22 protein-coding genes are annotated in these 20,250 nt (G+C 60.3%); 6 read left to right on the plus strand and 16 right to left on the minus strand.

Annotated elements, in window-relative coordinates; translation table 11 throughout:
* Positions 1 to 196: 196 nt before the first annotated feature.
* Together ABDX87_RS16765 and osmE are read right to left on the minus strand one after the other, a co-directional pair.
* Entirely contained in the window at positions 197 to 727 is a 531-nt protein-coding gene (locus ABDX87_RS16765; RefSeq protein WP_346833545.1) for a ferritin-like domain-containing protein, read from the minus strand.
* Between the two features lie 136 nt (positions 728 to 863).
* Positions 864 to 1,202: an osmotically-inducible lipoprotein OsmE gene (gene osmE / locus ABDX87_RS16770; protein ID WP_346828888.1), complete on the minus strand. Its 339-nt coding sequence runs from the start codon at positions 1,200 to 1,202 to the stop codon at positions 864 to 866.
* Positions 1,203 to 1,520: 318 nt separating this feature from the next.
* On the opposite strand from osmE, the gene ABDX87_RS16775 reads away from it, so the two are divergent.
* Together ABDX87_RS16775 and ABDX87_RS16780 are read left to right on the plus strand one after the other, a co-directional pair.
* Positions 1,521 to 2,411 carry an esterase/lipase family protein gene (locus tag ABDX87_RS16775; RefSeq protein ID WP_346828889.1) on the plus strand — a complete coding sequence of 297 codons (891 nt, stop codon included), beginning with the start codon at positions 1,521 to 1,523 and terminating at the stop codon, positions 2,409 to 2,411.
* 59 nt (positions 2,412 to 2,470) lie between these two features.
* Positions 2,471 to 2,707: a hypothetical protein gene (locus ABDX87_RS16780; RefSeq protein ID WP_346828890.1), complete on the plus strand. Its 237-nt coding sequence runs from the start codon at positions 2,471 to 2,473 to the stop codon at positions 2,705 to 2,707.
* A 1-nt stretch (position 2,708) separates the two neighbouring features.
* Here the strand turns inward: ABDX87_RS16780 and ABDX87_RS16785 are convergent, their stop codons facing one another.
* Positions 2,709 to 3,602, minus strand: coding sequence for a DMT family transporter (locus ABDX87_RS16785; RefSeq protein WP_346833546.1), 894 nt, complete (start codon positions 3,600 to 3,602; stop codon positions 2,709 to 2,711).
* A gap of 151 nt (positions 3,603 to 3,753) precedes the next feature.
* Between ABDX87_RS16785 and ABDX87_RS16790 the strand changes: the two genes are divergently transcribed.
* A complete protein-coding gene (locus ABDX87_RS16790; protein ID WP_074751914.1) occupies positions 3,754 to 4,044 on the plus strand; it encodes a PsiF family protein in 291 nt (96 codons plus the stop codon).
* 232 nt (positions 4,045 to 4,276) lie between these two features.
* Positions 4,277 to 5,287 (plus strand): AI-2E family transporter, encoded by a 1,011-nt coding sequence (locus ABDX87_RS16795; RefSeq protein ID WP_346828891.1) that lies wholly within the window; start codon positions 4,277 to 4,279, stop codon positions 5,285 to 5,287.
* A gap of 150 nt (positions 5,288 to 5,437) precedes the next feature.
* On the opposite strand, the gene ABDX87_RS16800 is transcribed toward ABDX87_RS16795, so the two are convergent.
* On the minus strand, positions 5,438 to 6,703 hold the full coding sequence (locus ABDX87_RS16800) for an Hsp70 family protein (protein ID WP_346828892.1): 1,266 nt from the start codon (positions 6,701 to 6,703) through the stop codon (positions 5,438 to 5,440).
* Positions 6,704 to 7,001: 298 nt separating this feature from the next.
* Between ABDX87_RS16800 and cbpA the strand changes: the two genes are divergently transcribed.
* On the plus strand, positions 7,002 to 7,964 hold the full coding sequence (gene cbpA, locus ABDX87_RS16805; protein ID WP_346828893.1) for a curved DNA-binding protein: 963 nt from the start codon (positions 7,002 to 7,004) through the stop codon (positions 7,962 to 7,964).
* A gap of 2 nt (positions 7,965 to 7,966) precedes the next feature.
* Positions 7,967 to 8,266 (plus strand): chaperone modulator CbpM, encoded by a 300-nt coding sequence (locus tag ABDX87_RS16810; protein ID WP_346828894.1) that lies wholly within the window; start codon positions 7,967 to 7,969, stop codon positions 8,264 to 8,266.
* Between the two features lie 77 nt (positions 8,267 to 8,343).
* Here the strand turns inward: ABDX87_RS16810 and ABDX87_RS16815 are convergent, their stop codons facing one another.
* The 12 genes from ABDX87_RS16815 to urtA all read right to left on the minus strand — a co-directional run bounded on the left by ABDX87_RS16815 (position 8,344) and on the right by urtA (position 20,242).
* On the minus strand, positions 8,344 to 9,477 hold the full coding sequence (locus ABDX87_RS16815) for a sensor histidine kinase (RefSeq protein ID WP_346828895.1): 1,134 nt from the start codon (positions 9,475 to 9,477) through the stop codon (positions 8,344 to 8,346).
* A 216-nt stretch (positions 9,478 to 9,693) separates the two neighbouring features.
* Positions 9,694 to 11,394, minus strand: a complete 1,701-nt coding sequence (ureC, locus tag ABDX87_RS16820) for an urease subunit alpha (RefSeq protein WP_346828896.1) — start codon at positions 11,392 to 11,394, stop codon at positions 9,694 to 9,696.
* A 149-nt stretch (positions 11,395 to 11,543) separates the two neighbouring features.
* Positions 11,544 to 11,849: an urease subunit beta gene (locus tag ABDX87_RS16825; protein WP_346828897.1), complete on the minus strand. Its 306-nt coding sequence runs from the start codon at positions 11,847 to 11,849 to the stop codon at positions 11,544 to 11,546.
* Positions 11,846 to 12,382 carry a GNAT family N-acetyltransferase gene (locus tag ABDX87_RS16830; RefSeq protein ID WP_346828898.1) on the minus strand — a complete coding sequence of 179 codons (537 nt, stop codon included), beginning with the start codon at positions 12,380 to 12,382 and terminating at the stop codon, positions 11,846 to 11,848. Before ABDX87_RS16830 ends, ABDX87_RS16825 begins: the two co-directional genes overlap by 4 nt.
* Positions 12,383 to 12,427: 45 nt before the next feature.
* Positions 12,428 to 12,976: a GNAT family N-acetyltransferase gene (locus tag ABDX87_RS16835; protein ID WP_346828899.1), complete on the minus strand. Its 549-nt coding sequence runs from the start codon at positions 12,974 to 12,976 to the stop codon at positions 12,428 to 12,430.
* Between the two features lie 28 nt (positions 12,977 to 13,004).
* Positions 13,005 to 13,307 (minus strand): urease subunit gamma, encoded by a 303-nt coding sequence (ureA, locus tag ABDX87_RS16840; RefSeq protein ID WP_062378910.1) that lies wholly within the window; start codon positions 13,305 to 13,307, stop codon positions 13,005 to 13,007.
* A 195-nt stretch (positions 13,308 to 13,502) separates the two neighbouring features.
* Positions 13,503 to 14,348, minus strand: coding sequence for an urease accessory protein UreD (locus ABDX87_RS16845; protein ID WP_346828900.1), 846 nt, complete (start codon positions 14,346 to 14,348; stop codon positions 13,503 to 13,505).
* A 49-nt stretch (positions 14,349 to 14,397) separates the two neighbouring features.
* Positions 14,398 to 15,096, minus strand: coding sequence for an urea ABC transporter ATP-binding subunit UrtE (gene urtE / locus ABDX87_RS16850; protein WP_346828901.1), 699 nt, complete (start codon positions 15,094 to 15,096; stop codon positions 14,398 to 14,400).
* Between the two features lie 133 nt (positions 15,097 to 15,229).
* Entirely contained in the window at positions 15,230 to 16,096 is an 867-nt protein-coding gene (urtD, locus tag ABDX87_RS16855; RefSeq protein ID WP_346828902.1) for an urea ABC transporter ATP-binding protein UrtD, read from the minus strand.
* Positions 16,093 to 17,172 carry an urea ABC transporter permease subunit UrtC gene (urtC, locus tag ABDX87_RS16860; RefSeq protein WP_346828903.1) on the minus strand — a complete coding sequence of 360 codons (1,080 nt, stop codon included), beginning with the start codon at positions 17,170 to 17,172 and terminating at the stop codon, positions 16,093 to 16,095. Before urtC ends, urtD begins: the two co-directional genes overlap by 4 nt.
* Positions 17,172 to 18,761, minus strand: coding sequence for an urea ABC transporter permease subunit UrtB (urtB, locus tag ABDX87_RS16865; RefSeq protein ID WP_346828904.1), 1,590 nt, complete (start codon positions 18,759 to 18,761; stop codon positions 17,172 to 17,174). Before urtB ends, urtC begins: the two co-directional genes overlap by 1 nt.
* Before the next feature lie 215 nt (positions 18,762 to 18,976).
* Positions 18,977 to 20,242 carry an urea ABC transporter substrate-binding protein gene (gene urtA, locus ABDX87_RS16870; RefSeq protein ID WP_346828905.1) on the minus strand — a complete coding sequence of 422 codons (1,266 nt, stop codon included), beginning with the start codon at positions 20,240 to 20,242 and terminating at the stop codon, positions 18,977 to 18,979.
* Positions 20,243 to 20,250 lie beyond the last annotated feature (8 nt).

The raw sequence follows: 20,250 nt of genomic DNA on the forward strand, positions 1-20,250 counted from the left end.
CGGAATGCTTGCGCCGATACTGTAGGAGCGCGCTTAGTCTGGGCCGCATGCGGAAGACGTCGGCGTGTCAGACACAGTTTTGGCATAGACAGATCGCAATCGCGGGCAAGCGCGCTCTTACAGGGATTTGTATCCAGCCCCTCACCCACAAAAAAGCCAGGACATCTGTCCTGGCTTTTCCGTTGCCGTTCAGGCATCAAAGCCCGTCGAGAATGTCCGCCATGTCGTCGGCGTGTTCTTCTTCCTGAGCCAGAATCTCTTCGAAGATGCGACGCGTGGTCGGATCCTTGTCGCCGATGTACTGAATGATCTCGCGATAGCTGTCGATAGCGATGCGCTCGGCGATCAGGTCTTCGGTGACCATTTCTTTCAGCGTGTTGCCCGCCACGTACTGCGCGTGGGAGTTCTTGGACAGCAGGTCGGGATTGAGTTCAGGTTCGCCGCCCAACTGCACGATGCGCTCGGCAAGCTTGTCGGCGTGCTGTGCTTCCTGCTCGGCGTGTTCCAGGAACTCGGCAGCGGCGACCTGGGCTTTCACGCCTTTGGCCATGTAGTAGTGGCGCTTGTAGCGCAGCACGCAGACCCATTCGGTTGCCAACGACGCGTTGAGCAGGCGAATGATTTCTTCGCGGTCGCCATCGTAGCCTTCGGTCACGGCACCGTTTTCAACGTTGTGACGCGCGCGCTCGCGCAGGGTGCTGACGTCAGTTAAATGCACATCGCTCATCATTTTTCTCCAGGTGCTGATCCGGTTTTAGCCGTCTCGCTCTTGATGCGTCGGTCGCGTGGACCGACGCCTGGCAAGATCGGGTCTTAAGGTGTGAGTGGTGCGCGGCGGGAAAAGTTTGATTTTGTTTACCGACTTACATCGCGCGCTCGTTGGCCTCACGCTGTTCGCAGGTCATGAAGCCCTTGCTGTCTACGCGGTCGTTGGCGCCGAACGTCACGTAGTAGGCCTGTTGATGACCATCCTTGTTGAGGATGTAGTTGTTGCAGGTGCCTGGGTGAACCTTGCGATGCACGCGGGTAGAAGGTTCGCCGCCGATGGTCAGCACCTGCTGCTCGGTCATGCCGTCTTCTACCTGCTTGACCAGCGGCTCGTTGCGATAAGTCGCGAAGTCCACGGGGTTTTGCAGGGTTGTCGATGTACAGCCAGCCAACGCGGCCATTGCAAATACGACTGCCAGAGATTGCTTGTACATAACCGGTCACTCCACAGAAAGGCCTTCATTGGCCCGTTGCACTTATGAGCGTCGGTCGAAGGAAAGAGTTCGATTGAAAGATGGCGATGGGGCATTACTGTGCTTGTCATGATGGATGAATGGTTTGCGGCTAACGTTTGTCCATCCGGCGATCGAGGTCGGTGGCCGAACGCTGTACCTGTGGGCGTGAATTTAATCGGGCAGCATTCCGACAATTGGCCGGATCAGCCGATAGAGGTTCGTCGCCTGACCCACCTCATCGCGAATGAATTCGCTCCCACAGGGTGATCTGAACTCGACATAAGGACTCAATCGCTCATGACGCAAGAACAGGCCACGCGTTATCCCATCGTGCTGGTACCCGGGTTGTTGGGATTCGTGAAACTGGTGGTCTATCCGTATTGGTTTGGCATCGTGACCGCCTTGCGGCGCGGTGGGGCGACCGTCATTCCGGTGATGGTGTCTGCCGTCAATTCCACCGAAATTCGTGGCGAGCAGTTACTGGCTCGAATCGAAGAAATCCTGCGGGAAACCGGCGCGACCAAGGTGAATCTGATCGGCCACAGCCAGGGCGCATTGACCATTCGCTATGTGGCAGGTGTGCGTCCGGATCTGGTGGCCTCGGTGACATCGGTTGCCGGGCCTAACCACGGCTCGGAACTGGCCGACTACCTCGAAGAGCATTTCCCTCAGAGCACCGTGCGCGGACGGCTGGTCAATGCCGCGATTCGCCTGACCACACTGGTGCTGGCGGCGCTGGACACCGGGTATCGCGGCACCCGTCTGCCCACCGACGTCGATGCTGCACACCATTCGCTGACCACCAGCGGTGTCGCTCGCTTCAATAAGTTGTTCCCGCAGGGTCTGCCCAACACCTGGGGCGGGCAGGGTGACGAACTGGTCAACGGGGTGCGCTATTACTCCTGGTCCGGGACGCTGCAGCCCGGTCGTACTGACCGAGGAAAGAACCTGTTCGATACCACCAATCTCACGTGCCGAATATTCGCTCGCACGTTCAAGAAAGAGCGAGGTCAATCTGATGGCATGGTCGGGCGATTCAGTTCGCATCTGGGCACAGTCATCGGTGACGACTTTCCGCTCGACCATTTTGACATCGTCAACCAGCACCTCGGTCTGGTGGGCAAGGGGGCCAATCCTGTGGGGTTGTTTCTCGAGCACGCCAGCCGCTTGAAAGCTGCCGGTCTTTGACTTTATGAGACGTAGTTCGTAATCAGTAGGCCCGAACGGGTCGCTAAGGAAGTGATGCGATGAGCGATAAAGAACTGTATGAGATCGAGTACACGCTGGCCGGTGAACACCATGTCGATGTGATCGAGGACCTGGACGTGCCGATTATTGAAGTCGTTCACGAGCTGGCATTGAAGCACCACGTGGCGTTGGACGACGATCCGCTCGATGCCGGTAACCCTCACGTTGATCTGCCCCATGTCGCGGGCATCACCGACGTGTCGATTCACAGCACCGAGAGCGTTGAAAAAGCCTGAGTCAGGTCGCGCGCTTGATCGTCTTCTGGCGCAGCGGCGTGGTCCAGCGTTCGGCCAGGATCACGCCAGCCAGCGTCATCGCACCGCCGATGAAGTGATAGGCGGCCAGTTGCTCACCCAGTGCCAGCGCTGCAACCAGTGCCGTGAGAATCGGCACAAGGTTGAAGAACAGCGTTGTGCGGCTCGGGCCGAGAATGCCGATGGCTTTCATCCACAACAGCGGCGCGATCATCGACGTCGGGATGCATGCGTAGAGCACCAAGGGAATGTTGCTCGCGCTCAAACCGGTCTTCGGCGAAATCAGGAAAAGCGGAAACAGCGCGACGATCGCCACCAGAATCTGCAGATAAAGCAGTTGCAAAGGTGGCATGCGCAGCTGCCATTTCTTCAGCAGTGTGCTGTAGGTCGCGTAGGCCAATGTGGCCACCAGCATCATCAGGTCACCCATATTGACGCCATGTGCGATCAATACAGCCCAGCTGCCCTGCGACACCACCAGCAGAACACCCGCAAACGACACCAGTGCGCCGACCAGCGCGCCCGCGGTCAACGCCGTGCCGAGGCTGGCAATCGACATGCCCAGCGTCATGACCGGCACCAGTGACAGGATGATGCCCATGTTGGTGGCCGTGGTGATGTTCGCTGCGTAATAGGCCAGGCTCTGATAAATCGCCATGCCCAGAACACCCAGCACGACCACTTTGCCCATGATCGGCTTGATCGCGGCACGGTTGCGCAGCACGGGGCCAAGCAGGAAGGGGGTGAACAGCAGGCCCGCGAGCAGCCAGCGGTAAAAGCCGATCTCAGCCGGAAAGATGCGGCCTGCGGCCGCTTTTGTGATGACGTTGTTGCCCGCCCAGATCATGACGGTGAGCAGTGGATAAAGGTATTGCATGAAGAAACCGGCGGCAGAGTGAGGCGCCATTATCGGCTTGTCAGCGTTTGCGTCTACCTCACGGCGAGATTTCGCTGAAATATGTCGCAACATTCTTTGACTACACTGCTCCGAAAGCTGCGCGGGTGCGCGGCGCTCCTGGAGAATGTCGATGAAAATGCTGCGTGTTCCTCTGCTGGTCATGGGCTTGTTGATGTGTGCTCAAGGGTTTGCCGCCACCGCGCAGCAAAACAAGATGACCACCTGCAATGCCGACGCCACGGCCAAGTCGCTGAAGGGCGATGAACGTAAGGCGTTCATGAGCACCTGTCTGAAGGCTGCGCCCGCTCCGGCGGCGACCCAGCAGGAAAAAATGAAAACCTGCAACGCGACGGCCACGACGCAGGCGTTGAAAGGCGATGCGCGCAAAGCCTTCATGAGTGATTGCTTGAAGAAAAAGTAGGTTATTTGTTACTGATATTTTCAGGTAACGCGGGTCTGTGGGAGCGAATTTATTCGCGAAAAATCTGGCAGCCGATCAATATGTGTCGGCTGCACGGGTCAATCGCGAATGAATTCGCTCCCACAGTTGTTCAGGGCCCCCGATCAAGCGACTAACGACACTTTCGGCGCTGGTCCTCAACGGGGAACGCTGGCAGACTGCCCATCTTTTCAAGCCGCTCGTTTGAGGCTGTATGCCAACGTTTTCGCCGCGTCAAGTGTATCTGGCCAGTTGTATCCTTGTGTTCGGTGGTCTGCTGCTCGTGCTACCGCTCAATCTGTTGCCCAGCCTGCTGGCTGGCTTGCTGGTCTATGAACTCGTGGACATGCTGACCCCGCAGTTGCAACGGCTGATTGCCGGTGAGCGCGCGCGTTGGCTGGCGGTCGCCCTGCTTGGCACGATTGTGGTCACCGTGCTGTCGCTGCTGTTCGCCGGGGCCATCAGCTTTCTGCTGCATGAGGCGGAAAACCCGGGTGCTTCGCTGGACAAGTTCATGATTCTGGTCGAGCGCGCTCGCGGCCAGTTACCGCCTCTGATCGATAACTACCTGCCCGCCAGTGCGACCGAGTTTCAGGTGTCGCTCAGCGCCTGGCTGACCAAGCACATCGGCGAGTTGCAGCTGTTGGGCAAGGGCGCGGCGCATATGTTCGTGACCCTGCTGATCGGCATGGTCCTGGGCGCCATCATCGCGTTGCAACGCATTCCCGATGTCACCAAGCGCAAACCCCTGGCGGCGGCGCTGTTCGAGCGTCTGCATCTGTTGAGTCAGGCGTTTCGCAACATCGTGTTCGCGCAGATCAAGATTTCCCTGCTGAACACCGCGTTCACCTCGATTTTCCTGGCCGTCATCCTGCCGCTGTGCGGCGTACACCTGCCGCTGACCAAGACCCTGATCGTGTTGACCTTCCTGCTGGGCTTGTTGCCCGTGGTGGGTAACCTGATGTCCAACACGCTGATTTTCATTGTCGGCATGTCGCTGTCGATCTGGGTGGCAATGGCAGCGCTGGGTTACCTGATCATCATTCACAAGGTCGAGTACTTCCTCAACGCGCGAATTGTGGGCGGGCAGATCAGTGCGAAATCGTGGGAGTTGCTGCTGGCGATGCTGATTTTCGAAGCGGCGTTCGGATTGCCCGGCGTGGTGGCAGGGCCGATCTACTATGCGTATCTCAAAAGCGAGCTGCGCAGGGCGGAGTTGGTTTAGACACGCTGATCGTACCCACGCATAGCGTGGGAATGATCAAATCTGCTTGCGGTGACGATGTGCCAGACGACACTGATTTATCTGCACTACCGCCATCGCGAGCAAGCTCGCTCCCACAGGTTTGGTATTGCTCCGTGAGAGCGTGGCTGGTTAGCCGTACCGCTTCTTGGCCTCGATCGCCAGACCACTTCCGATACTGCCAAAGATATTTCCTTCAACATGCCGCGCCTTTGGCAGCATGGCGGCCACGCTGTTGCGCAGCGCCGGGATGCCGCTCGAACCGCCGGTGAAGAACACAGTGTCGACATCGGCTACGCCAACGCCTGCATCGTTCAACAGGCGGGTCACGCTTTCACGGACACGTTCCAGCAGCGATTCGATGGACGATTCGAACAGCTCGCGGGTCAGGTCGACGGTCAGGCCGGACTCGACACGGTCCATCGGCACCACACGGTTTTCGGCGTGGGTCAGCTGGATCTTGGTTTCTTCGACTTCCATCGCCAGCCAGTGCCCGGCACGTTGTTCGATCAGCTTGAACAGGCGGTCGATGCCCAGCGTGTCTTCGATGTCGTAGCGCATGCTGCCCAGCGCCAGCTGTGATTTCTGCGAGTACACCGAGTTGATGGTGTGCCACGTGGCCAGGTTCATGTGCGTGCTGGTCGGCATGTAGGCACCGCTTTTCATGCGGCTGCCATAGCCAAACAAAGGCATCACGCCTTGCAGGCTCAACTGCTTGTCGAAGTCAGTCCCGCCGATGTGAACGCCGCCGGTGGCCAGAATGTCGCTCTGACGGTCATCGACCAGTCGGCGCTCAGGCGACAGGCGCACCAGGGAGAAGTCCGAGGTACCACCGCCGATGTCGACGATCAGTACCAGCTCTTCACGCGCAAGCGTCGACTCGTAGTCGAAGGCCGCCGCAATGGGTTCGAACTGGAACGAAACGTCCTTGAAGCCGATTTTGCGCGCCACTTCAGCCAGCGTGTCCTCGGCTTCCTGGTCGGCGGCGGCGTCGTCATCGACGAAATGCACCGGGCGGCCCAGCACCACTTGCTCGAATGAATGGCCGGCTGCGGTTTCGGCGCGCTTTTTCAGCTCGCCGATGAACAGCCCGAGCAAGTCCTTGAACGGCATGGCCGTGCCCAGCACACTGGTGTCGTGCTTGATCAGCTTTGAGCCCAACAAACTCTTGAGCGAGCGCATCAGGCGGCCTTCATAGCCTTCCAGGTATTCGTGCAAGGCCAGACGGCCATAAACCGGACGGCGCTCCTCCATATTGAAGAAGACCACCGATGGCAGGGTGATCTTGTCGTCCTCCAGCGCGATCAGCGTTTCCGCTCCGGGGCGCAGCCAGCCGACCGTGGAGTTGGAGGTGCCGAAGTCGATGCCAACGGCACGGGCTGGGGATGGGGTGCTCATGTTCTTAACGTTCCAGTCAAAAAACGGCCGCGCAGTGTATGCGAGTACGCTGGCGTTTCGTAGCGCTCAATGTCGGTTTTTCAATCTATCGGTGTCTATTTCACGTCGACGGCTTGAACTGGGGCCTCAGACCCCCAATCTTCAAGGCAACTCTTTATTGCACATGGCCGGTCTGAACGACGTTTCAAGCTCGCGAGGCCGTGTGCCGATAACCTTGCAACATTCAGCGCGGCCAACGTTCTCATCTGATAACGCGATACGGAACTGTGCTGGATTATCCGGAATGGGTGACCGTTAGATGGACTTCAAAGACTATTACAAGATTCTTGGCGTAGAGCCGACGGCGGACGAGAAGACGATCAAGACCGCCTATCGCAAACTCGCGCGCAAGTATCACCCCGACGTCAGCAAAGAAGCGGGCGCGGAAGACAAATTCAAAGAGGCGTCCGAGGCCTATGAAGCGCTGAGCGATCCCGAGAAGCGCGCCGAGTACGACGACATCCGCAAATACGGCCAGCAAGGCCGTTTCCAGCCGCCTCCGGGTTGGCAAGGGCGTGGTGGCGCGGGCGCAGGTCCGGGATTTGGTGGCGGCGGCGGTTTCGAAGGCGGGGACTTCTCCGACTTCTTCAGCTCAATCTTCGGTAATCGTGGCGGCCAGCAAGGCGGTCGACCGCGCAGCGCGGGTCGTCGAGGACAAGACGTGGAAATGGAACTGGCGATTTTCCTTGAGGAAACCCTCTCGACCGAATCCAAGAAGATCAGCTTCAAGGTGCCGCAACACAGCGCCAATGGTCAGCGGATGGCCGACATCACGAAAACCTTGAACGTGAAGATTCCGGCGGGCGTTACTGACGGTGAGCGCATTCGTCTCAAAGGTCAGGGCGCTCCGGGCGTGGCCGGGGGTGAAAACGGTGATCTGTTCTTGACCATTCGTCTGGCGCCTCACCCCAAGTTCGACGTTGAGGGCCACGATCTGATCATCACCGTGCCGCTGGCACCCTGGGAAGCCGCATTGGGCACCAAGGTCGCCGTACCGACGCTAACCGGCAAGATCAACCTGACCATTCGTCCGGACAGCCAGAGCGGTCAGCGATTGCGGGTCAAAGGTAATGGTCTGTTAAACAAGCAGGGCGAGCGTGGTGATCTGTATGCGCAGTTGAAGATCGTCATGCCCAAGTCCACCGATGACGCCACCAAGGCGCTGTGGGAGAAGCTGGCTGAAAAGGCCGCGTTCGACCCGAGGGCCCAATGGAGTAGCTGATCATGAGCAATACCCTGGTCGTAGACATGCAGGAATTCTGTCAGGTGGTCGGCATGCCGGTCGCCTATGTCATAGAGATCGTCGAGCACGGCATCGTCGAACCCCAGGGGCAGAGGCCGGACGAGTGGCTGTTCGACACGTCTTCGTTGTCGGTGGCCAAGCGTGCGGCCAAATTGCATCACGATCTTGCAATGGAGTGGGACGGCGTCGCCCTGGCGCTGAACCTGCTGGACGAGCTTGAGCAGGTGCGGGCTGAGAACCGCATGCTCAAGCAGCGGTTGGGTCGGTTTCTACACGACTGAGCGGTGGGTGCAATCTGGCTTCTGCCCGGAGGGCGTAGGAGTCCGGCCAGAATCAACAGCCGCAGCGGCGGTGATCCTCAGCCTTTCTTCGGCAACACCACGGTAAACGTGGTCCCGTCGCCGAAATTCGACGTCACGGTGATGCTCCCTTTGTGCGCATTGACCACTTCTTTGACGATGAACAACCCCAACCCCAGGCTGGTTGACGGGTTGTGCGTGCCGGCTTCTTCATTGAGCGAGCGCACCAGCGGGTCGAAGATGCTGCCTATCGCTTCCTCAGCAATGGGCTCGCCGTTGTTATGCACTGACAGGCTGACATGGCTCTCGCTGCCCACCAGCGAAACACTGATCTTGTGCGTCGCGGCACCGTGTTGCAGGGCGTTGCCGATCAGGTTCTGCAGCATCTGATCGATTCGCGAACGGTCCCATTCGCCCTGTGTGTCACCGGTCGTGGTGAATTTCGGATCGCAATCCGGGTGCCCGGCGATGGCTCCATCGATGGCATCACGGCAAGCGACGGTCATTTCCATGGGTTTACGCTCGATGGGCAGCGTCACGCCCAGACGGCTGCGCACGAACTCCAGCAGGTCGCTCACCATGGTCGCCATGTGTTTGGTGCTGCTTTTGATGCGCTTGATATACGCCATTTCGGCGTCGCCCAGCCCGGCTTTGCGCATCAGCACTTCGGACGACATGCTGATAGCCTGCAGCGGCGCACGCAGGTCATGGCCCAGGATGGCGAGGAAGATATCCCGCGAGCGCGTGACGCGTTCGGCGTACGCGGCGGTGGATTCGGCCAGAGCTTCGTCGATGGCTTCGTTGAAGCGAATCATGTCGGTAAAGTGGGCGATCTCCGGGGAAGTCAGGCTTTCGGCCCAAAACCGGATGACCGTTGCGCGCAAATGACGAAACTCAGAGGTCATCTGCACCAGGTCGAACCCCACGGTGTGTCTCAGCTCGCCATGGCTGGCGGCGGCCTGGTCCAGCGTTGGCGTCTTGCCCACGTCCTCGCCCTGCGCCTTGGCGATCTGCTCCGCTTTGGTCTGAGCCGTGTTCATGTCCCGCGCGGCCGCCAGCAGAATCGCCTTCGCGTGATCGCGCAGCTCGAGGCTGTTCATCGACTCCGCGGCCGGGGTCAGCGTCGCGGCGAACTTCTCCCATTCATCGACGATGCGGTCCACGTTCTGCGCGATGAAGTCGGAAAGACGCATGGGTTACTACCTTGCTGGCATGGCGCTGAATGAAGTGGGGCCATCTTAGCGCCATGTCGTGACGGGAAGAACAAGGAATTTGAGCACTCAAATTGGCAGTCCAACCTGTAGGAGCGAATTCATTCGCGAGAGGCCGGCAAAGTCGATACTTATTTATCGGCTGTACCCTTGCATCGCGAATGAATTCGCTCCCACAGAAGCCCGCGCTATTACCCGCTAGAACAGGAAATACCGCTGCGCCATCGGCAGCACTTCCGCCGGTTCACACCACAGCAACACGCCGTCGGCCTTGACCTGATAGGTCTGCGGGTCGACGTCGATGTGGGGCAAGTAGTCGTTGTGGATCAGGTCTGCCTTGGTCACGCTGCGGCAGCCTTTCACGACACCGATCTGTTTCTTCAGGCCCAGTTGCTCGGGAACGCCGGCGTCCATCGCGGCCTGGCTGATGAAGGTGATGCTGCTGGCGTGCAGCGAGCTGCCGTAGCTGGCGAACATCGGGCGGTAATGCACGGGCTGCGGGGTGGGGATCGAGGCGTTCGCGTCGCCCATCAGGCTTGCTGCGATGGAGCCGCCTTTGAGGATCAGCGTCGGTTTCACCCCGAAAAACGCCGGGCGCCACAGCACCAGGTCCGCCCATTTACCGATTTCGACCGACCCGACTTCGTGGCTGATGCCGTGGGTGATCGCCGGGTTGATGGTGTACTTGGCGATGTAGCGCTTGGCGCGGAAGTTGTCGTTGCCTTCGCCATCGCCCGGCAATGGACCGCGCTGGCGCTTCATTTTGTCGGCGGTCTGCCAGGTGCGCATGATCACTTCGCCCACGCGGCCCATGGCCTGGCTGTCGGAGCTGAGCATGGAGAACGCGCCGAGGTCATGAAGGATGTCTTCCGCGGCGATGGTTTCGCGCCGGATACGGCTTTCGGCGAACGCGACGTCTTCGGCGATGCTCGGGTCCAGGTGATGGCAGACCATCAACATGTCCAGGTGCTCGTCGATCGTGTTGCGGGTGAACGGCCGGGTCGGGTTGGTCGAGCTCGGCAGCACGTTGGGGAAGCCGCAGGCCTTGATGATGTCCGGCGCATGGCCACCACCGGCACCTTCAGTGTGATAGGTGTGGATGGTGCGATTCTTGAACGCGCCCAGCGTGGTTTCGACGAAGCCGGACTCGTTCAGCGTGTCGGTGTGGATCGCCACCTGAACGTCGTATTGATCGGCCACGCTCAGGCAGTTGTCGATGGCGGCGGGCGTGGTGCCCCAGTCTTCGTGAAGCTTCAGGCCAATGGCGCCGGCGTTGACTTGCTCGATCAGCGGTTCAGGCAGGCTGACGTTGCCTTTACCGGTGAAACCGATGTTCATGGGGAACGCTTCGGCCGCCTGCAGCATGCGCTTCATGTGCCAGGGGCCGGGGGTGACGGTCGTTGCGTTAGTGCCGGTCGCCGGGCCTGTACCGCCGCCGATCATGGTGGTGACGCCGCTCATCAGGGCTTCTTCGATCTGCTGCGGGCAGATGAAGTGAATGTGCGTGTCGACGCCGCCTGCGGTGAGGATCATGCCTTCACCAGCGATGATTTCAGTGGCAGCGCCGATGGCAATGGTCACGTTTGGCTGGATGTCCGGGTTGCCGGCTTTGCCAATCGCGGCAATACGACCGTCCTTGATGCCGACGTCGGCCTTGACGATCCCCCAGTGATCGACGATCAATGCGTTGGTGATCAGCGTGTCGACGACGTCCGCTGCCAGCAACTGGCCCTGGCCCATGCCGTCACGAATGACCTTACCGCCACCGAACTTCACTTCTTCGCCGTAGGTGGTGAAGTCTTTTTCGACCTCGATCCACAACTCGGTGTCCGCCAGGCGCACACGGTCGCCGACGGTGGGGCCGAACATGTCGGCGTAGGCTTGTCTGGAAATTTTCATGTGTTCGCCTTGATTCAATGATCGTTCCCACGCTCTGCGTGGGAACGCATCTGTTGACGCTCTGCGTCGCAAAACGGACGCCGAGCGTCCAGTCTGGCGTTACCACGCGGAGCGTGGGAACGATCAATACGTTTTCGAAAGGGGGCCGATTACAAATCGCCCATCACGAGTGCGGCAAAACCGAACACCCGACGATGGCCGGCCAGGTCCACCAGCTCAACCTCCCGAGCCTGCCCCGGTTCGAAGCGCACGGCGGTGCCGGCCGGGATGTTCAGGCGCATGCCCCGGCTGGCGGGGCGGTCGAAGGTGAGCGCGTCGTTGGTCTCGAAAAAATGAAAATGCGAGCCGACCTGAATCGGACGGTCGCCGCTGTTGGCGACGCTGAGGGTGATCGTCCGGCGATCGGCATTGAGCTCGATCTCACCGGGCTGGATCTGGTATTCACCAGGAATCATGCGCTCTTCCTCGACAGTAACTTGTAGTAAATGGCAGTGGCGTGGTACTCGCCGTCCGGGTTGCAGGCGTAGTCCGGCAGCGTGCCGGAGAGCTGGTAGCCCAGCGCGCGGTAGAAATCTTCGGCAGGCGAACCCGCCAGCGTGTCGAGGAACAGCAACCCGCGATTGTGCTGCTGCGCGGCCTGTTCCACGGCGTTCATCAATTGCGTCGCGAGTCCGCGACGACGGGCGTGATGCAGCACCAGCAGTTTCTGCACCTCCGCGCGATTAAGCCCATTGGCCTTCTGGCACAGCGCCAGTTGCACTGTGGCCAACACCTGCTCTTCCTGCACAACGACCCACAGCAACACCTTGCCCTGCTCGACTTCCGTCTTGACGCTTTCCCACCAGCTGTAAGCCTCGTCGGCGCTCAGGTCGGCCATGAACCCCACCGATGCGCCTCGATGCACCGCGTCCAGCAGCAACGCGACCAGACCGTGGCGGTAATGCGCAAAGCTTTCGCGGGTGACACGTCGTAACTGAGCGGCATTCATGAGTCGGCTTCCTTCAAGAGAGAGCAATCAGGGCACACAGGGTTGCTAGGCGTTTTTTGTTGCGGGTGCCTGAGACGGCGGCGCCGAGGCACCCGGTGTCAGGTCCAGCTGCATGAATGTCAGGTCCAGCCAGCGGCCGAACTTGGTGCCGACCTGCGGCATCTGTCCGGTGGTGATGAAACCCTGCCTTTCATGCAGGTGGATCGACGCAGCGTTTCCGCTTTCGATGGCGGCGACCATCATGTGCTTGTCGCAGGCCCTGGCGCGTTCGATCAACGCCTTCATCAGCAATGGACCCAAGCCGTTGCCGCGCTGGTCGGCACGCACGTAAACCGAGTGCTCGACGGTGTGGCGAAAACCTTCGAACGGGCGCCAGTCACCGAACGAGGAGTAGCCCAGCACCTGATGGGTGTCATCCACGACCACCAGAATCGGGTACGCCTGCGTCTGGCGCGCGGCGAACCAGGCTTCGCGGTTGGCCAGGTCCACGGGTTGCTCGTTCCAGATCGCAGTGGTGTTGAGGACGGCGTCGTTGTAGATGTCCAGCACGGCAGGCATGTCAGTCAGCAGTGCGTCACGAATCGTATACGTCATGTTCGTTTTCACTTGTGCAAAGGGTGTTTCAGGCAATCGGCTGATGCACGGTCACCAGCTTGGTGCCATCCGGAAAGGTGGCCTCGACCTGGATTTCAGGGATCATTTCCGCAATGCCTTCCATCACTTGTTCGCGGGTCAACAGGGTGGTGCCGTAATGCATCAGCTCAGCGACCGTCTGCCCATCGCGGGCGCCTTCCAGCAGCGCGGCCGAAATGAACGCCATCGCTTCCGGGTAATTGAGCTTGAGGCCCCGAGCCAACCGCCGCTCGGCCACCAGGCCTGCAGTGAAGATCAGCATCTTGTCTTTTTCGCGTGGAGTCAGATCCATGTTTTTTTCCGTTTCAAAACCAAATAAATGAAAGCGCCGCGACCTCTGTAGGAGCGTGGCTTGTCCCGCGATCGGTTGCGAAGCAATCGTAATTCCTGCTGGCCGGGTATATCTGACACTCCGCGTGTCTGGGTTTGCTGCCGGTCCCCGGCAGATCGTGGGACAAGCCACACTCCTACAAGGGAACGGTGTCGCTTATGTACTCCAAATCCTCGGCGCCACCGCGTCGCGGCCCAACAGGGCAGGGCGCAGCAGTTTCCATAATTCGATCAACCAGGCCCGTGCATGCAGGGCTTCATCGGCCAGGCAGCGGGCGATGATCAGCCCCGGGACCTGGCTCAGGTCACCTCGCACCGGCGACTGTTCAGCCAGTGCGCGGCAGCGTTCCATCAATTCTGCGTCTATTTCCCCGGTGACGATCAGCGTCGCGAACACCGGTCTGCCGCCCAAGCCGACGGGTGAATCCAGTAAACCGTCGTTCCCCGTGATGCGCTGACGTTCATGCCACAGCAGCTTGCCGTCACGGCGAATGTCCAGATGCGCCTGGAAATGGCCTTCATCGAAGCGCTCACCGCTGGCCGGGCGACCCAACGCCACCACATCCCAATAGAACAGGCGTGCATCGCCTTCAAGCTCGATGCGCGTCGTGAGCTCGGCCTTGGCCTGGCTGAACACAATCGTTTCCTGCGGCAGCCACTCCAGCGTTCCGCCAGCGGCGATTTTCAACTCAAGCTGCTGATACGCCGGGCCCGCCGCGCGATACCACTTGGCGGCGCCGGGGCTGGTCAGTTGCGCCCAGGCATCGGGGCCGACGCTGGCATGGATGTCCAGCCGATCACCCCCGGCGATGCCGCCCGGCGGGTGAACGATGATGTGCTGACAGACTTCGGGGCCTTCGGCGTACAGGTGTTTTTGCACCCGCAGCGGGCCTTTGTGGCGACGCTGAACAGGGCGCGTGCTGTCGCCGAAACGCCCATAGCCCAGCTCCAGCTCGGCATGCCAGCTGGGCGTGAACAGGGCGGTGTGGGCAGGAAGATTCATAGGGCTCGTTATCGTGTTTCGAAGGCGTCTACCTTAGCCGATCGGCGCGTCAAATGGTGACCAGACCACGCACGCCTTCGGCCTCCATCTGTTCGCCGCGACCTTGCTGAATGATTTCGCCACGGGACATGACGATGTACTGGTCCGCCAGCTCGGCGGCGAAGTCGTAGAACTGCTCCACCAAGAGAATGGCCATGTCGCCACGGGCGGCGAGTTTCTTGATCACCGCGCCGATCTCCTTGATCACCGATGGCTGGATGCCCTCGGTCGGTTCATCGAGGATCAGCAGCCGTGGGCGGCTCGCCAGGGCGCGACCAATCGCCAGCTGTTGCTGCTGACCACCGGACAGGTCACCGCCTCGACGTTGCTTCATCTGCAGCAGCACCGGGAACAGCTCGTAAATGAACGCCGGTACTTCCTTGGCTTCGGACCCGGGGAAGCGAGACAGGCCCATCAGCAGGTTTTCTTCCACGGTCAGGCGCCCGAAAATCTCGCGGCCCTGAGGTACATAAGCGATGCCGGCGTGCACGCGCTGATGGGGCTTGAAGCCGGTGATCGGCTTGCCTTCCCACTGCACGACGCCTTCTTTGGCCGGCAGCAGGCCCATCAACACCTTGAGCAATGTGGTCTTGCCCACGCCGTTACGGCCCAACAGGCAGGTGACTTCGCCGACCTTCACGTCGAAGGACAGACCGCGCAGGATGTGGCTGCCGCCGTAGTACTGATGAAGCTTTTCTACTTGCAACATGTTCGAACTCTCCCGGTGATCGTTCCCACGCTCCGCGTGGGAATGCCGCGATGGACGCTCTGCGTCCGCTATGTGACGCACAGCGTCATGGGATGCATTCCCACGCAGAGCGTGGGAACGATCAAAGTCTGCATCACCGCCCCAGATACACCTCGATCACTCGCTCATCCGCCTGCACTTGCTCAAGCGAGCCCTCGGCCAGCACGCTGCCTTGGTGCAGCACGGTGACGTGGTCGGCGATGGTGCCGACGAAGCCCATGTCGTGCTCAACCACCATCAGCGAGTGCTTGCCCGCGAGGCTCTTGAACAGCTCGGCGGTGAATTCGGTTTCGGCGTCGGTCATGCCCGCGACAGGCTCATCGAGCAGCAGCAGTTGCGGGTCTTGAACCAGCAACATGCCGATCTCCAGAAACTGCTTCTGACCGTGGGACAGCAAACCGGCCGGACGCGACATCGACGACGTCAGGCGGATGGTTTCCAGCACCTCGTCGATGCGGTCGCGCTGCTCGCCGTTGAGCTTCGCCCGCAGGCTGGCCCACACCGACTTGTCGGTCTTCTGCGCCAGCTCCAGGTTCTCGAACACGCTCAGGGCTTCGAACACCGTGGGCTTCTGAAACTTGCGGCCAATCCCGGCTTGAGCGATCTGAACTTCGCTCATCTTGGTCAGGTCCAGGGTTTCGCCAAACCAGGCGGTGCCGTGGCTGGGACGAGTCTTGCCGGTGATGACGTCCATCAGCGTGGTCTTGCCCGCGCCATTGGGACCGATGATGCAGCGCAACTCACCCACGCCAATGTAGAGGTGCAGGTCATTGAGTGCCTTGAAGCCGTCGAAGCTCACGCTGATGTGCTCAAGGCTCAGGATGGTGCCGTGCAGCGTGTTCAGGCCTTCGCCGACGACCTGCCCCAAGCCGATCGCGTCACGGCTGGTGCCGATGTCGCTGTTTGGGTGGGGAGTCGAGTCCAGCACAGGGTCGAAAGCGGGAGTCGGAGTGCTTTTCATTGCTCGCCCCTTTTCTTGATCAGGCCAATCACGCCTTTGGGCAGGTACAGCGTCACCACAATGAACAGCGCGCCGAGGAAGAACAGCCAGTATTCAGGGAAGGCCACGGTGAACCAGCTCTTCATGCCGTTGACCAGACCGGCACCGAGCAGCGGGCCGATCAACGTGCCGCGACCACCCAGCGCCACCCACACAGCGGCTTCGATGGAGTTGGTCGGCGACATTTCGCTTGGGTTGATGATCCCGACTTGTGGCACGTATAGCGCGCCTGCCAGGCCGCACAACACGGCGCTGAGCACCCAGACGAACAGCTTGAAACCGCGTGGATCGTAGCCGCAGAACATCAGGCGGTTTTCCGCGTCACGCACGGCCGTCAGCACGCGGCCGAACTTACTGCGGGCCAGACGCCAACCCACGAACAGGCTGCCGACCAGCAACACGACGGTCAGTAAAAACAACACGGCGCGGGTGCCTTGGGAGGTGATGCTGAACCCCAGGATGCTGCGGAAATTGGTGAAGCCGTTATTGCCGCCAAAGCCCGTCTCGTTGCGGAAGAACAGCAACATGCCGGCGAAGGTGAGCGCTTGGGTCATGATCGAGAAATACACGCCTTTGATCCGCGAGCGGAAGGCGAAGAAGCCGAACACCAGCGCGAGCAAGCCCGGCGCCAACACCACCAGGCACATGGCCCAGAGGAAATGTTCGGTGCCGACCCAGTACCACGGCAGCTCGGTCCACGACAGGAAGGTCATGAAGGCGGGCAAGCTGTCGCCCGACGCCTCACGCATCAGGTACATGCCCATGGCATAACCGCCCAGCGCGAAGAACAGGCCGTGGCCCAGCGACAACAGGCCTGCGTATCCCCAGACCAGATCCAGCGCCAGCGCGACGATGGCGTAGCAGAGAATCTTGCCGACCAGCGTCAGGGTGTAGGCCGAGACCTGCAGGCTGTTGCTCTCGGGCAACAACGACATGAGCGGCAGGGCGATCAACACGGCGAGGATGACCACGCCCACCGAGATCGTGACTTTGGTGCCAGCGCGTTGCGCGGCGGTAACCATCAGTGGCTGATTCATCAGTCGATCACCCGTCCTTTGAGTGCGAAGAGACCTTGCGGACGTTTCTGGATAAACAGAATGATCAGCGCCAGGATCAGGATCTTGCCCAGCACAGCGCCGATTTGCGGTTCGAGAATCTTGTTGGCGATGCCCAGGCCGAAGGCGGCCATCACGCTGCCTGCCAGCTGGCCGACGCCGCCGAGCACCACCACCAGGAAGGAGTCGATGATGTAGCTCTGGCCCAGGTCGGGTCCGACGTTGCCGATCTGACTCAACGCCACACCGCCGAGCCCTGCGATGCCCGAACCCAGCCCGAAGGCCATCATGTCGATGCGACCGGTCGGCACGCCGCAGCAGGCCGCCATGTTGCGGTTCTGGGTCACGGCTCGTACGTTCAGACCCAGGCGGGTCTTGTTCAGCAACAGCCAGGTCAGCACTACGACGAACAGCGCGAAGCCAATGATGATGATCCGGTTGTACGGCAGCACCAGATTAGGCAGCACTTGAATGCCGCCGGACAGCCATTCCGGGTTGGCGACTTCGACGTTCTGCGCACCGAACACCACGCGAATCAACTGGATCAGCATCAGGCTGATGCCCCAGGTGGCCAGCAGGGTTTCCAGAGGACGGCCGTAGAGGTGACGAATCACGGTGCGTTCCAGCGCCATGCCGATACAGGCCGTGACGAAGAACGCGACGGGCAATGCCACCAATGGATAAAACTCGATCGCGCCCGGCGCGTAACGCTGGAGCATGATCTGCACAACATAAGTGGCGTAGGCGCCCAGCATCAGCATCTCGCCGTGGGCCATGTTGATCACGCCCAGCAGGCCGAAGGTGATCGCCAGACCGAGTGCCGCAAGCAGCAGGATCGAGCCCAGTGAGATGCCGCTGAACACCTGACCGATCACTTCCCCGATCATCAGCTTGCGTTTGACCTGAGCCAGACTGGTTTCAGCGGCCAGGCGCACACTCGGGTCGGTTTCGACGTCAGGTTCGAGCAGGTTTTCCAGGCGGGTACGAGCCAGCGGATCGCCGGTTTCACCTAGCAGGCGGACGGCGGCCAGACGCACTGTCGGGCTGGTGTCGACCAGTTGCAGATTGGCCAGCGCCAGGCTCAGTGCCGAGTGCACGGCATCGTTTTTTTCGCTGGCGACCTGTTGCATGAGCAGTTGCAGCTGCGCAGGACGCGCACTTTTTTGCAGGGTCAACGCCGCGGCCAGACGAAGCTTGGCGTCGGCAGCGAGCAATTGATGGCTCGCCAGCGCCGTGTCCACCAGACCGCGCAGGCGGTTGTTCAGGCTGATCGCTTGAGGCTCATCGGGATTGGGAGCATCGGCCAGTGCCGGAGCAGTCGGGTCGACAGCGGTGAAGCTGTCGCCATTCTGGATGAAGGCGCGGTTGCTGCTGTCGGCGGCCACGCGGCCTTCCTGCAGGGCAATCAATAAATCAACGCGCGCGGGAACGGGCTTGGCAGCCCAGGCTTCCAGCAGTTCAGCGCGCTCGGAGGATTCGGCCGCGACAAAGTCGCCGGCATCGCTGGCATGCGCTGCAAAGGGCAGCAACAGGCTCAGGGCGAGAATGAGGCGGTAGAAAGATCTGGGCATATCGGTGTCCTGAAAGCACCCGCATGACGTAACGTCGTGCGTGAAACTCTGTAGGAGCGAGGCTTGTCCCGCGATCGGCGGGGGACCCGTCGTAAAACCTGCAAACGCGGTATTACAGATACACCGCATGTGATGGATTTACTGCCGCTTCGCGCCAGATCTCGGGACAAGCCACGCTCCTACAGGAGGTGTCGGGCGCGGGGCCCGACAATGTGTCAGTTACTCTTCACCGCATAGTCAGGCTTCTTGTCGTTGCCCGGAATGAACGGGCTCCAAGGTTGGGCGCGGATAGGCTCCTTGGTTTTCCACACGACGTTGAACTGACCGTCTGCCTTGATCTCGCCGATCATGACCGGCTTGTGCAGGTGATGGTTGGTCTTGTCCATTTCCAGAGTGAAGCCCGACGGCGCGGCGAAGGTCTGGCCGGCCATGGCTTCACGGACTTTGTCCACGTCAGTCGACTTGGCCTTTTCGGCTGCCTGAGCCCACATATGGATGCCCACGTACGTGGCTTCCATCGGGTCGTTGGTGACGGCTTTATCCGCGTTCGGCAAGTTGTGCGCCTTGGCGTAGGCTTTCCAGTCGGCGACGAACTTGGTGTTGACCGGGTTCTTTACCGACTCGAAGTAGTTCCAGGCCGCCAGGTTGCCCACCAGCGGTTTGGTGTCGACGCCGCGCAGTTCTTCTTCGCCCACCGAGAACGCCACGACCGGAACGTCGGTAGCTTTCAGGCCCTGGTTGCCCAGTTCCTTGTAGAACGGCACGTTGGAGTCGCCGTTGACGGTGGAGATCACAGCGGTCTTGCCGCCTGCCGAGAACTTCTTGATGTTGGCCACGATGGTCTGGTAATCGCTGTGGCCGAATGGGGTGTAGACCTCTTCGATGTCGCTGTCCTTCACGCCTTTGGAGTGCAGGAACGAACGCAGAATCTTGTTGGTGGTACGCGGATAGACGTAGTCGGTGCCCAGCAGGAAGAAGCGTTTGGCGGCGCCGCCGTCTTCGCTCATCAGGTACTCAACCGCAGGAATGGCTTGCTGGTTCGGCGCGGCGCCGGTGTAGAACACGTTCGGCGACATCTCTTCACCTTCGTACTGCACCGGGTAGAACAGCAGGCCGTTCAGCTCTTCGAACACCGGCAGTACCGACTTACGCGACACCGAGGTCCAGCAACCGAAGACAACGGCCACTTTGTCCTGAGTGATCAGCTGACGGGCTTTTTCCGCGAACAGCGGCCAGTTGGACGCGGGGTCGACCACTACGGCCTCCAGCTTCTTGCCATTGACGCCGCCTTTGGCGTTGATTTCGTCGATGGTCATCAACGCCATGTCTTTGAGCGAAGTCTCAGAGATGGCCATGGTGCCAGACAAAGAATGCAGAATGCCGACCTTGATGGTCTCAGCGGCCTGGACGGTCCAGGTCATACCCATAGCGGCGATCGATGCGGACAAGGTGAACGCTTTTAGCAAACTACGACGCTTCATTGGCTAGC

The sequence above is a fragment of the Pseudomonas abietaniphila genome, from assembly GCF_039697315.1.
Taxonomy (GTDB): Bacteria; Pseudomonadota; Gammaproteobacteria; order Pseudomonadales; family Pseudomonadaceae; genus Aquipseudomonas; species Aquipseudomonas abietaniphila_B.